Raw genomic sequence first — 12,792 nt, forward strand, 5'->3', positions numbered from 1 at the left:
CGTGCCGGGTCCGGCGGCTATTTCTTGTCGCGCAATTCGCGCCGAAGGATCTTGCCGACGGGCGTCTTGGGCAACTCGGTGCGGAACTCGATCACCCTCGGGCGCTTGTAGCCGGTGAGGTTGGCGTGGCAGAAGTCGCGCACCTGCTGTTCGGTGAGGTTCGGGTCCCTCCTGACGATCACGAGCTTCACCGCTTCGCCGGTCTTCTCGTCGGGCACGCCGACCACCGCGCATTCGAGCACGCCGGGCATTTGGGCGACGACGTCCTCGACTTCGTTCGGGTAGACGTTGAAGCCCGACACCAGCACCATGTCCTTCTTGCGATCGACGATCTTGAAGTGGCCGCGCTCGTCCTGCACGCCGATGTCGCCGGTCTTGAAGTAGCCGTCGCTCGTCATGACCTTGGCCGTCTCGTCGGGCCGCTGCCAGTAGCCGGCCATCACCTGCGGGCCCTTGATCGCGATCTCGCCCGGCTGGCCGAGCGGCACTTCGTTGCCGTTGTCGTCCAGGCATTTCATCCACGTCGAGGGCAGCGGCACGCCGATGGTGCCGGTGTACTCGGTGCTGGTCGTCGGGTTGCAGCTGGCCGAGGGCGAGGTCTCCGAGAGGCCGTAGCCTTCGCAGACCGGGCAGCCCGTCTTTTCGAGCCACAGCTTGGCCACCGCGCCTTGCACCGCCATGCCGCCGCCGATGGAGACCTTGAGGTGGCTCCAGTCGACCTTGTCGAAATCGGGATGGTGGGCCAGGCCGTTGAACAGGGTGTTGACGGCGGGGAAGCTGTGGAACTTGTGCTTCGACAGCTCCTCGAGCACCGCTTTCAGGTCGCGCGGATTCGGGATCAGGATCAGTTTGCCGCCCGTGCGCATCGACAGCATCATGCCCACGGTGAACGCGAAGATGTGGTACAGCGGCAGCGCGCACACCGCGGTGGGCTGCTCGCCGGGCGGCACCTTGTCCATCACCGGGAGGTTGAAGGCTTCGGACTGCAGCACGTTGGCGATGATGTTCCGGTGCAGGAGCACGGCGCCCTTGGACACGCCCGTCGTGCCGCCGGTGTACTGCAGCACGGCGACGTCGTCGCCCTTGATCTCGGGTTTGCGCAGCGCCGAGCGGCGGCCTTGCGCGACGGCGTCGTTGAAGCGCACCGCCGCCGGCAGGTGGAACGCCGGCACCAGTTTCTTCTTCTTGCGCACGACCCAGTTGACGATCGCGCCCTTGATCGTGCCCAGCATGTCGCCCATCGCCGCCAGCACCACATGCTTGATGGGGGTGTTCGCGATGCACTGTTCGAGCGTGCTGGCGAAGTTCTCGATGATGACGATCGCCACCGCGCCGGAATCCTTCAGCTGGTGCTCCAGCTCGCGCGGCGTATACAGCGGGTTGACGTTCACCACCACGTACCCCGCGCGCAGGATCGCCGCCACGGCGACCGGGTACTGCGGCACGTTGGGCATCATGATCGCGACGCGATCGCCCTTGGCCAGGCCCAGCCCCTGCAGGTAGGCGGCAAAGGCGCCGGAGAGCGCGTCGGTTTCCGCATACGTGACCTCGCGGCCCATGAAGCTGTAGGCCGGGCGCGGCGCGTACTTCTGGAAGCTCTCCTCCATCAGCTGCACCAGCGACACGTACTGCGAAGGGTCGATGTCGGCCGGCACGCCGGGGGAATAGGCCCCCAGCCAAGGGCGTTCGCTGATGTCGCTCATGTCGCTCATTGCTTTTCTCTCCGGTCTCCGTGCGGGTCGATTGTGCGCGGGCGACGACTAGGGTTTCCCCCTGTTTTCCCTAGCGACGCGTGGAGAGGGGACTCTAGGACTTCAGCGCGGCGAGCACCTCGTCGAGCATCTTCTTGGCGTCGCCGAACAGCATGCGGTTGTTGTCCTTGTAGAACAGCGGGTTGTCGACGCCGGCGTAGCCGGAGGCCATGCTTCGCTTCATGACGATGGAGTGGCGCGCCTTCCACACCTCCAGCACCGGCATGCCGGCGATGGGGCTCGCGGGATCGTCCTGCGCGGCGGGGTTCACGATGTCGTTGGCGCCGATCACCATCGCGACATCGGTGGCCGGGAAGTCCGCATTGATCTCGTCCATCTCCAGCACGATGTCGTAAGGGACCTTGGCTTCGGCCAGCAGCACGTTCATGTGGCCGGGCATGCGGCCGGCCACCGGGTGGATGCCGAAGCGCACGTTGACACCCATCTCGCGCAGCAGCTTGGTGATCTCGAAGACCGTGTGCTGGGCCTGCGCCACCGCCATGCCATAGCCGGGCACGATGACCACGTTCTTGGCTTCGCGCAGCATCTCCGCGGTTTCGACGGCGCTGATCGGCGTGACCTCGCCGGCCGGCTGCGCCCCGCCCGCCGCGGCGGGCGCGCCGCCGCCGGAGCCGAAGCCGCCGGCGATGACGCTGATGAAATTGCGGTTCATCGCGCGGCACATGATGTACGACAGGATCGCGCCGGACGAGCCGACCAGCGCGCCCACCACGATCAGCAGGTCGTTGGACAGCATGAAGCCCGTGGCCGCCGCGGCCCAGCCCGAATACGAGTTGAGCATGGAGACGACCACCGGCATGTCGGCGCCGCCGATGGCCATCACCATGTGCACCCCGAACAGCAGTGCGATCACCGTCATCACGAGCAGCGGCACCATGCCGGCCTGGATGCCGGCGGCGTGGAGGAACTCGCGGCCGAACCAGATGACGATGAGCAGTCCGAGCAGGTTCATCCAGTGCCGGCCGGGCAGCAGCACGGGCTTGCCGCCGATCTTGCCGGACAGCTTGCCGAAGGCGATCACCGAGCCGGAGAAGGTCACCGCGCCGATCAGGATGCCGATGTAGATCTCCATCTCGTGGATGGTCTTTTCGGTCTCGGTCGGGAAGACCGTGGACGTGTCGACGTAGCTGGCGAAGCCGACCAGGCAGGCCGCGAGGCCCACCAGGCTGTGCATCAACGCGACGAGTTCAGGCATCTGCGTCATCTGCACCTTCTTCGCGGCCAGCAGGCCGATGCTGCCGCCCACGACGAGCGCCGCGATGATCCAGGCGTAACCGGCCGGCGTGACGCGCGGGCCGAGCACGGTGGCCAGCACGGCCACGGCCATGCCGATCATGCCGAAGGCGTTGCCGCGGCGCGCGGTCTCGGGGTTCGAGAGGCCGCCCAGGCTCAGGATGAAGAGGATGGTGGAACCGATGTAGGAGACGGTGGCGAGGCTTGCGTTCATGTCCGTCTCTCTTTTACTTGCGGAACATCGCCAGCATGCGACGCGTGACCGCGAAGCCGCCGAACATGTTGATGGCCGTGAGCGCGAGCGCGAGGACGGCCATGCCGAGAATGAGCAGCGTCGGCCGGTCGGCCACGCCGCCCGTGAGCGGCGGCGCGACCTGGATCAGCGCGCCGATCGCGATGATCGACGAGATCGCGTTGGTCACGCTCATGAGCGGCGTGTGCAGCGAAGGCGTCACGTTCCAGATCACCATGTAGCCGACGAAGCAGGCCAGCACGAAGACGGTGAAATGCGACAGGAACGAGGCCGGCGCGTACAGGCCGACGAGCAGGAAGGCGAGCGCGCCGAGACCGAACACGATCGCCAGCGACTTGCCGGACATCGGCACGCTCGCGCCGTGGCCATGCCCCTTGGGCGCGGCCACGGGGGCTGCAGCCGGCCTGGCTTGCGGCGCCGCGGCCGGCAATTTGGGCGGCGGTGGCGGCCAGGTGACGGTGCCGTCCTTGATCACCGTGAGGCCGCGGATCGCATCGTCGTCCATGTTGACGTCGATGACGCCGTCCTTGGTCTTGCACAGCTCCTCGGTCAGGCGCAGCAGGTTGTTCGAATACAGGGTCGAGGACTGCTTGGCGAGGCGGCTCGCCAGGTCGGTGTAGCCGACGATCGTGACGCCGTGCCGCACCACGGCCTCGCCCGGGACCGTGAGCTCGCAGTTGCCGCCCTGCTCGGCGGCCATGTCGACGATGACGCTGCCCGGCCTCATGGACTTCACCATGTCGGCGGTGATCAGCTTCGGCGCCGGCTTGCCCGGGATCAGCGCGGTGGTGATGATGATGTCCGCTTCGCGCGCCTGCTTCGCGTACATCTCGCGCTGGGCCTGCTGGAAGCCCTCGCTCATCACCTTGGCGTAGCCGCCGCCGCCGGAGCCTTCTTCCTCGTAGTCGACCTTCACGAACTCGCCCCCGAGCGAGACCACCTGGTCGGCGACCTCGGCGCGGGTGTCGTTGGCGCGCACGATCGCGCCCAGGTTGGCGGCCGTACCGATCGCGGCGAGGCCCGCCACGCCGGCGCCGGCGATGAAGACCTTGGCCGGCGGGATCTTGCCGGCGGCGGTGACCTGGCCGTTGAAGAAGCGGCCGAAGGCATGCGCCGCCTCGATCACCGCGCGGTAGCCGCTGATGCCGGCCATCGAGGTGAGCGCGTCCATCTTCTGGGCGCGCGACAGCTGGCGCGGCAGGGAATCGATCGCGAGCACGGTGGTCTTCTTGGCCGCCAGTTGCTGCATGAGTTCCGGGTTCTGCGCGGGCCAGACGAAGCCCACCAGCGTGCCACCCTGGCGCATCAGACCGACTTCCTCCGGGCTCGGCGGACGGACCTTGAAGACGATGTCGGCCCGGGACCACAGTTCGGCCGCGGTGGCCACCACCTGCGCACCGGCGGCCCGGTAGGTGTCGTCCGCGAAGTTCGCGGCATCACCGGCGCCGCTCTGGACGGCCACGGCGAATCCGAGCTTGACGAGCTTTTCGACCACCTCCGGAACGGTGGCGACGCGTTTCTCGCCGGCGGCCGTTTCCTTCGGCACGCCGATCAGCAATGGTCTCTTCGCCGTCGGATCGGTGACGGCCGTGCGGGGTTCACCCGCCGGGATATCGGCGGGAACGCCAGTCAACATGGCGAGGCTCCTCGAGGATTGCGTTAGGGTTTGTAGCTGACCGCGAGCTTACATGAAGTGAACGCGCGCTCTGCCGCGCCCCGGTCGCGTCGCCGACAACACGGCGGGCCCGCAAGAGCGTAGATTGACGGGCTTCAAGCTTCCCCCCGGGGAGCGCGAGGAGCGCGCCATGTCCGCCCAAGCCGATCGCACTTCCGTGCGCAAGCCGCTGTACCGCTCGCTGTACTTCCAGGTGATCGTCGCCGTGCTCGCCGGCGTCCTGCTCGGGCACTTCGCGCCGCACGCGGGCGAACAGATGAAGCCGCTGGGCGACGGCTTCATCAAGCTGATCAAGATGCTGATCGCGCCGATCATCTTCTGCACGGTGGTCGTCGGCATCGCCGGCATGGAGGACATGAAGAAGGTCGGCAAGACCGGCGGCCTCGCGCTGCTCTATTTCGAGGTCGTGAGCACGGTGGCGCTGATCATCGGCCTGGTGCTCGTGAACGTGATCAAGCCCGGCGCCGGCATGAACGTCGACCCGGCGACGCTGGACACCAAGGGCATCGCGGCCTACACGGGACCGGGCAAGATGGCCTCGACCACCGAGTTCCTGCTCAACATCATTCCCACCACGGTGGTCGACGCATTCGCCAAGGGCGAGATCCTGCAGGTGCTGCTGGTCGCCGTGCTCTTCGGGTTCGCGCTGCATGGCTTCGGCGGCCGCGGCACGCTGGTGTTCGACATGATCGAGAAGACCTCGCACGTGCTCTTCAAGATCGTCGGCTACATCATGAAGCTGGCGCCACTGGGCGCGTTCGGCGCGATGGCGTTCACGATCGGCAAGTACGGCCTGGGCTCGCTCGCCTCGCTCGGCAAGCTGATGGGCGCGTTCTACGCGACCTGCCTGCTCTTCATCTTCGTCGTGCTCGGGCTGATCGCGCGCTTCCACGGCTTCTCGGTGTGGAAATTCATCAAGTACATCAAGGAGGAATTGCTGATCGTGCTGGGCACGTCCTCCTCCGAATCCGTGCTGCCGCGGATGATGGAGAAGATGGAGAACCTCGGGGCGCGCAAGTCCACCGTGGGCCTGGTGATCCCGACGGGCTATTCGTTCAACCTGGACGGCACCTCGATCTATCTCACCATGGCGGCCGTGTTCATCGCGCAGGCGACCAACACGCCGATGACGCTGACCCAGGAGCTGACGTTGCTCGCGGTGCTGCTGCTCACGTCCAAGGGTGCGGCCGGCGTGACCGGCAGCGGCTTCATCGTGCTCGCCGCGACGCTGTCGGCCGTGGGCAACGTGCCGGTCGCCGGGCTGGCGCTGATCCTGGGGATCGACCGCTTCATGTCGGAGGCGCGCGCGCTGACCAACCTCATCGGCAATGGCGTGGCCACCATCGTGGTGGCGCGCTGGGTCGGCGAGCTGGATACCGAGAGGCTGCGCATGCACCTCGAGCATCCCGCCCCCGACGAAACCGACGAGCCGGAGGCGCTGCACGAAGCGCGAACCGAGGCCATGCCCGGCTCATCGCCAGCTAAGCCTGGCACCGCGAACGTCGGCTAGCCTTCATGGGTCCTACCTGGGCCCCCATGTCCGCCGCCTTCCTCTTCGGCGTCTCCGCCGTCCTTCACTTCTACATCGGCATGCGCCTCGTGCCCGAGCTGTCGGCGCCGTGGGCGGTCGCGCTCGCCCTGCTGCTCGGCGCGTCGGCGCTGCTCGTGCCCCTGGGCATGCTGGCCCGCCGCCTCGTGGGAGCGCTGCGCGCCGACCGCGTCGCCATCACGGGCCTGTTCTTCCTCGGCCTCTTCTCGTCGCTGCTGGTCGGCACGCTCCTGCGCGACCTCGTGCTCATCGTCGCGACGCTTGCCGCGCTCGCCGCGCCGGGGCTGTTCGCGTTCGCGCGCCTGGAGCAGGTGTCGGCGCACGTCGTGCCGCTCGCCGCCCTTTTCGCCAGTGCCGTCGGGCTGTGGAATGCGCGTCGCATCGCGCGCGTGGTGCAGGTCGATGTCCCGATCGCGGGACTGCCGGCCGCGCTGCACGGCTTCTCGATCGTGCAGCTGAGCGACGTGCACGTGGGTCCGAGCATCCGCCGCCGGTACGTCGAAGGCATCGTCGCCGCGGTGAACGGGCTCGGCGCCGACGTCGTCGCGATCACGGGCGACCTGGTCGACGGCAGCGTGCCCGAGCTGCGCGAGCATGTCGCGCCCCTCGCGCAACTGGCCGCGCGCCATGGGCGCTTTTTCGTCACCGGCAACCACGAGTACTACTCGGGCGCGGTGCCGTGGATGCGCGAAGTCGAGCGCCTCGGCTTCACGGTGCTGCACAACGAGCACGTCGTGATCGAGCTCGGCGGCGAGAAGCTCGTCCTCGCCGGCGTACCCGATTACGGTGCCGGCCATTTCGACCGCGAACACCGCAGCGACCCGCAGCAGGCCATCGCCGGCGCGCCGGCCGATGCGAGCGCGCGTGTGCTGCTCGCGCACCAGCCGCGCAGCGCGCCGGCGGCCGCGCGCGCGGGGTTCGACCTTCAGCTCTCGGGCCACACCCACGGCGGGCAGTTCCTGCCGTGGAACTGGTTCGTGCGGCTGCAGCAGCCTTTCACGGCCGGGCTGCACCGGCTGGATGAGCTTTGGGTCTACGTCAGCCGTGGGACCGGATACTGGGGGCCGCCGAAGCGCTTCGGTGCGCCGTCGGAGATCACGAAATTACGTTTGATACCAGCGTAGGAACTGCGCCTACACGGGCGCGGGGCACCATCCCACATAGCTGAGGCAGTGCCGAGCCAAAAACTGCCCGCATGGCCCGCCTCGCATCCCTCACCTACCCGCTGTCCGGCGCTCGCGCCAGCAACGTCAACTACCTCGGTGCGGCGCGCTGCCGCCGCAAGTTCGAACTGTTCTACCCCGACGGCTTTGCCGACGAGACCTACCAGGTGGCCGAACGCTCGTTCAAGGAGCGCGCGCACCTCGAATGGCAGGCCGAACTCGGCCCCGTGGAATTCCGCAAGCTGCTCGCGCGCGGCGAGTTCCGCCAGATCGCCGACGCCGCCATCCGCATCGAGTCGCGCACCAACCTGCTCTTCTCGTTCGAGAAGATGGCGCTGCGCGACGCGCTGAAGACGCCCGCGGGCGCGCGCCTGTTCGCCACCGAGCTCTACGCTTTCCTGTGGGCGCGCGGCACGCCGCACCGCAAATTCGAGGACTGGGTCCAGGCCGTCTCGGAACTGCCGCGCCGCGAGGCGCCGGTGCTCACCTGGCCGATCGTCACGATCTTCGGTTTCCTTGCGCGGCCCGACCGTCATGTGTTCCTCAAGCCGATGGTGACGCGCCGCGCCGCGCACGCGTACGGCTTCGACTTCCAGTACAAGCCGCAGCCGTCCTGGCCGGTCTACCACTCGCTGCTGACCTTCGCGGCGATCATCCGCCGCGACCTCGACCGCCGCGCCGGCTTCAAGGCGCGCGACATGATCGACCTGCAGTCCTTCATCTGGGTGCAGGGCTCGCAGGAGTACGAAGGGTAGGCGCCGCCCGGGGCCCCTACAGCCGCGGCTCAACCCGTGGGCGCGGCCTGTCCTGCCTGCGGCCGCCGCGCAGGCACGACGCCGTTTCCTGCAGCAGCGGCAATCCGTTGAAGAGCACGCTCGCGGCGAGCGCACCCACGACGTAGGCAATCGGCCAGGGCTCGCCCTTGATGCGCAACGACCAGTCGGCCGCGTCGGCGCCCAAACGAAAGATCGCCAGTGCCTGCGGCCACGCGATCACGCACAGCAGCAGCAGGGACGCGAGCGGCAGCAGTTCGAGGAAGCTGTGCACCATCTGCTCGAAGGGGCCGACGTCGCGGCGCAAGGTGCTGTAGGCGAGGTCCCAGTAGACGGTGGCTTCGTGCACGACGAACACCGCGAAGACGATGCCGAGCACGGCGGCGTTGATTTCGAACAGGGCGACGGCCGCCAGGCCCACGCCGATCTCGGCGTACATCACCCAGTGAAGCAGGTTTTCCTTCAGGCCGCTCGTCACCGCGATGCCGGTGCGGACGTGGCAGGCCCAGTCGGCGAAACCCGCCGCGACCCACAGGGGGTAGACGACGAACATCAGCATGAAGACCGCTGCGTCCTGCATGCGCGCAAGCGTAGCGCCGAAAGGCCTAGGGGTGTGCGAATTGCTCCGAGCCGACCAGGCCGATCTTCTGCAGGCCGAAACGCTGGGCGCTGGCCAGGGCCGCCGCCACCGCCTCGTACTTCGCGGCGCGGTCCGGCCGCAGGTGGATCTCGGGCTGCTCGGCCTGGGCGGCCGCTTCGCGCAGGCGCGCCTCCAGCTCGCTGCGGCCGGGCAGCGGCTCGCCGTTCCAGGTGAAGGTGCCGGCCGGCGTGACCTCCAGCTGCACGATCCGCGGCTCGCTCGGCGGCGGCGGCGCGTTGGCGCTCGGCATCTCGAGGTTGACCGAATGCAGCTGGATCGGGATCGTGATGATGAGCATCACGAGCAGCACCAGCAGCACGTCCACCAGCGGCGTGGTGTTGATCTCCACCATCACGTCGGCGTCGTCCTCGTCGCCGCCCAGCGGGATCATCGGGCCCCCTTGGCGGCGCTCATGGCGGCGGCTCCGTGAGGAAGCCGATGCGGGCGATGCCGGCCTGCTGCGCGGCATAGACGACGCGGCCGATCGCGTCGTAGTCGGCGCGCGCGTCGGCGCGGATGTGCAGCTCGGGTGGCGGCTGCTGCCGCGCGGCACGCGTGAGCTGCGCCACGAGCGGATCGGTGCCCGTGACGGGCGTGTCGAACCAGTAGACCGCCCCTTGCGCATCCACCGTGACGATGATGTTCTGCGGCTGCGCCTCGCTCGCCTGCGTGCTCTCCCGCGGCAGGTGGACGGCGATCGAGCTGTTCACGACCGGGATCGCGATCAGGAAGATGATGAGCAGCACCAGCATCACGTCCACCAGCGGCGTGGTGTTGATGGACGACAGCAGGCCGTCCTCGGGCTCCGGCATCTGGTGCGGGAAGCGGATGGCCATCGCGCGGGTCCTATGGCTTCTTCGACGCGGCCGCCAGCAATACCGTGTGCAGGTCCGAGCCGAACGCGCGCACCGTGTCCATGCCGACGCGGTTGCGCCGCACCAGCCAGTTGTAGCCGAGCACCGCCGGCACCGCCACCGCGAGGCCGAGCGCCGTCATGATCAGCGCCTCGCCCACCGGGCCCGCGACCTTGTCGATCGAGGCCTGGCCCGACGCACCGATCCTCACCAGCGCGTTGTAGATGCCCCAGACCGTGCCGAACAGGCCGACGAAAGGTGCGGTGGAACCGACCGTGGCGAGCACGGCCAGGCCCTCCTGCGTGCGGCTGTGCACGGTGGCGATCGCGCGCTCGATGCTCTGCGCGACCCAGGTGTTCAGGTCCACCTGCCCGATGAGGCCGTCATGCTTGCGCGTCGCCTCGAGCGCCGATTCGGCGATGAAGCGATAGGGGCTGCCCTTCTGCAGGCCCTCCGTGCCCTGGCGCACCGTGTCGGCCTTCCAGAAGGTCGCATTGGCGGCGCGCGCCTGCCCGCCCATGCGCGTCTGGTCGATCAGTTTGCGGATCAGCACGTACCAGCTCGCGAGCGACATGACGCCGAGGATGGCGATCGTGATGCGCGCGACCCAGTCGCCCTGCTCCCACATCGACTGCAGGCCGTACGGGTTCGCGATGGCGGCCGGCGCCTTGATCGCGGGCAGCACGGGAGCGGAGGCCGCCGGCGCGGAAGCCTGGGCAAATACCGCAGCAGCGAGGCCCACCAGGGCAAGGAACGCCAGGGCACGGACTGTGTTTCGCATGAAGGCAGCCAGGAGCTGGAACCCGCGCATTGTGCCCGACCGTCATCGCCGGACGACCATAATCGCGCATGTCTTCCCGCTGGAGTCCGCGCGTCACCGTCGCCGCCATCATCGAGCGCGATGGCCGCTTCCTGCTGATCGAGGAGCAGACCCGGCTCGGGCTGAAGCTGAACACGCCCGCGGGGCATCTCGAGCCCGGCGAGACGCCGGCGCAGGGTTGCGCGCGCGAGGTGCTGGAGGAAGCCGCTTACGACTTCACGCCGACGGCATTCCTGGGCGTGTACCTCGCGCGTTCGCGCAAGAACTCCACGGGCGAGGACCAGACCTACCTGCGCCTGGCGTTCTGCGGCGAGCTCGGCGCGCACCACGACGGGCGCCCGCTCGACGAGGGCATCGTGCGCACGCTGTGGATGACCGCCGACGAGGTGCGTGCCAGCGCCGGGCGCCACCGCAGCCCGCTGGTGCTCCAGTGCGTCGAGGACTACCTGGCCGGCGCGCGGTATCCGCTCTCGGCCGTGCACGCCGACCCGAGTGTGTTGCGCACGCCCAACCCGTAGCGAATTTCGCCGGCCGTTTCCCGGCGGCGGCGTTCCACAATCGGATACCGCCCGCGGCGCGGGTTCAAAGAGGAGAGAGTGGAATGAACAGATTGGCCAAATGGTCCGGGGCCCTGCTGCTGGGCGTGTTGCTGGGCGGGGCGCAGGCGCGCACGCTCGTCGTCGGGCAGGTCGCGGAACTATCGGGTGCCGCGGTGGCCGCGGACAACGCGGCCGGCGCGAAGCTCTGGTTCGACCACGGCGCCCGCGCCAGCGGACATACCTTCGTGGTGAAGGCGCTGGACGACCAGCGCGATCCGAAGAAGACCGTCGAACTCACGCGCCAGCTCGTGGAGCAGGACAAGGCGGTGGCCCTGTTCGGCTATCGCAGCACGCCATCGCTGGAGGCGGTGGCGCCGGTGCTCAACGAGCTCCAGGTGCCGCTGGTCGCGCCCTTCAACGGCTCGGACGCCGTTCGCAAGGCGGGCGCGAACTCCATGTTCTTCCTGCGTGCCACGTACCAGGACGAGATGAACCGCCTGGTGGAGCAGGCGCGCACGATCGGCATCCGCAAGGTCGCCATCCTGCATCAGCGCGACCCCTTCGGTGACGAGCAGGCGAAGGCGTTCGCCGCGACGCTGGCTGCCTCCGACATGAAGCCGACCAACGTGTATTCCTACGACCGCAAGACGCTGGACACGACCGAGGCGGTGAAAGGCCTGCTCGACACCTCGCCCGAAGCCGTGCTGATGGCCTGCACGCCCAAGGCCTGCGCCGACGTCATCCGCAAGGTCCGCGAGACCAACCACCGCATGATGTTCCTCGTGCTGTCCAACGCGGTGACCGAAGAGTTCCTCACGGCCATCGCCGACGTGGGTCGCAATGTCGTGATCAGCCAGGTCATGCCCTTCCCCTGGGACAACACCCGGGTGGCGATCGTCAAGGAGTTCAACCGCCTGAACACGCAGTACAAGGCCAAGGTGCCGGTGTCGCACGCGGCGCTGGAAGGTTTCGCCGCGGCGAAGCTGCTGACCATCGCCGCGCAGAAGGCAGGTCCGCAGGCCGATGCGCACAAGATCGCCGAGGTGCTGCGCACCACCGGCCCGATCGACTTGGGCGGAATCGTCTACGACCCGCAGGCGAAGTCGCACTTCGTCGACCTCACCCTGGTCTCGCGCGGGGGCAAGCTGATCCGCTGATCGCGAAGGCCGCCCGGCTCACTTCGGGCAATTGCCCGTGAGCGCCCGCGCGGCCACCATCGGCGCATTCAGCAAGCCGCCCAGCATGCCCGGCTTCTCGGGCGCGTGCAGGCAGTCGTCGCGGGCCGCTTCGTCCACGCCCTGCGCCAGCGGGTCCTTGCGGTCGCGGCGCAGTTGCGCATTCGCCCGCTCGGCCAGGCTGGGTTGCGGCTGTGAGCGGTACGGGCCCGGCAGGGCCGAGATCCCGGGCGGCGCGAGCACCGGCGCGGGCGGCAGCGCATTGCGGGCGGGCGGCGCCGCGACGGGCCCGCCCCAGCCGGGCGGCGCCGGCACCGGAACGGGCGTCGCCGCACCCGCGCCGGGC

12 protein-coding genes and 1 pseudogene are annotated in these 12,792 nt (G+C 68.5%); 5 read left to right on the forward strand and 8 right to left on the reverse strand.

Going from position 1 to position 12,792, the window contains the following annotated elements; all coding sequences use genetic code 11:
* Positions 1–17: 17 nt before the first annotated feature.
* The 3 genes from AC3EF3_RS18945 to AC3EF3_RS18955 form a co-directional block, all read right to left on the reverse strand.
* Positions 18–1,694 carry a long-chain-fatty-acid--CoA ligase gene (locus AC3EF3_RS18945; RefSeq protein ID WP_488533829.1) on the reverse strand — a complete coding sequence of 559 codons (1,677 nt, stop codon included), beginning with the start codon at positions 1,692–1,694 and terminating at the stop codon, positions 18–20.
* A gap of 112 nt (positions 1,695–1,806) precedes the next feature.
* Complete coding sequence (pntB, locus tag AC3EF3_RS18950; RefSeq protein WP_488533692.1) at positions 1,807–3,219, reverse strand: Re/Si-specific NAD(P)(+) transhydrogenase subunit beta; 1,413 nt, start codon at positions 3,217–3,219, stop codon at positions 1,807–1,809.
* 13 nt (positions 3,220–3,232) lie between these two features.
* Entirely contained in the window at positions 3,233–4,894 is a 1,662-nt protein-coding gene (locus AC3EF3_RS18955) for a Re/Si-specific NAD(P)(+) transhydrogenase subunit alpha (protein ID WP_488533693.1), read from the reverse strand.
* Positions 4,895–5,063: 169 nt separating this feature from the next.
* Between AC3EF3_RS18955 and AC3EF3_RS18960 the strand changes: the two genes are divergently transcribed.
* From AC3EF3_RS18960 to AC3EF3_RS18970, 3 genes are all read left to right on the forward strand, one after another.
* Positions 5,064–6,443, forward strand: coding sequence for a dicarboxylate/amino acid:cation symporter (locus tag AC3EF3_RS18960; protein ID WP_488533694.1), 1,380 nt, complete (start codon positions 5,064–5,066; stop codon positions 6,441–6,443).
* Between the two features lie 26 nt (positions 6,444–6,469).
* Positions 6,470–7,606, forward strand: coding sequence for a metallophosphoesterase (locus AC3EF3_RS18965; protein WP_488533695.1), 1,137 nt, complete (start codon positions 6,470–6,472; stop codon positions 7,604–7,606).
* A gap of 71 nt (positions 7,607–7,677) precedes the next feature.
* The gene (locus AC3EF3_RS18970) at positions 7,678–8,400 is read left to right on the forward strand and encodes a hypothetical protein (protein ID WP_488533696.1); all 723 of its coding nucleotides are present in this window, start codon (positions 7,678–7,680) and stop codon (positions 8,398–8,400) included.
* Between the two features lie 16 nt (positions 8,401–8,416).
* Here the strand turns inward: AC3EF3_RS18970 and AC3EF3_RS18975 are convergent, their stop codons facing one another.
* The 4 genes from AC3EF3_RS18975 to AC3EF3_RS18990 are packed head-to-tail and all read right to left on the reverse strand — an operon-like array spanning position 8,417 to position 10,693.
* Positions 8,417–8,998: a diguanylate cyclase gene (locus AC3EF3_RS18975; protein ID WP_488533697.1), complete on the reverse strand. Its 582-nt coding sequence runs from the start codon at positions 8,996–8,998 to the stop codon at positions 8,417–8,419.
* Positions 8,999–9,023: 25 nt separating this feature from the next.
* A complete protein-coding gene (locus AC3EF3_RS18980) occupies positions 9,024–9,449 on the reverse strand; it encodes an ExbD/TolR family protein (RefSeq protein WP_488533698.1) in 426 nt (141 codons plus the stop codon).
* 19 nt (positions 9,450–9,468) lie between these two features.
* Entirely contained in the window at positions 9,469–9,894 is a 426-nt protein-coding gene (locus tag AC3EF3_RS18985) for an ExbD/TolR family protein (protein WP_488533699.1), read from the reverse strand.
* 10 nt (positions 9,895–9,904) lie between these two features.
* Complete coding sequence (locus AC3EF3_RS18990; RefSeq protein WP_488533700.1) at positions 9,905–10,693, reverse strand: MotA/TolQ/ExbB proton channel family protein; 789 nt, start codon at positions 10,691–10,693, stop codon at positions 9,905–9,907.
* Positions 10,694–10,761: 68 nt separating this feature from the next.
* Here AC3EF3_RS18990 and AC3EF3_RS18995 point away from each other — a divergent pair, with 68 nt between their 5' ends.
* Both AC3EF3_RS18995 and AC3EF3_RS19000 read left to right on the forward strand, forming a co-directional pair.
* Positions 10,762–11,250, forward strand: coding sequence for an NUDIX hydrolase (locus AC3EF3_RS18995; protein WP_488533701.1), 489 nt, complete (start codon positions 10,762–10,764; stop codon positions 11,248–11,250).
* A gap of 83 nt (positions 11,251–11,333) precedes the next feature.
* Entirely contained in the window at positions 11,334–12,428 is a 1,095-nt protein-coding gene (locus AC3EF3_RS19000; RefSeq protein WP_488533702.1) for an ABC transporter substrate-binding protein, read from the forward strand.
* A gap of 18 nt (positions 12,429–12,446) precedes the next feature.
* Here AC3EF3_RS19000 and AC3EF3_RS19005 read toward each other — a convergent pair.
* A pseudogene (locus AC3EF3_RS19005) lies at positions 12,447–12,792 on the reverse strand (hypothetical protein); the annotation flags it as partial.

The organism is Ramlibacter sp. GS1-15 (genome assembly GCF_057785015.1).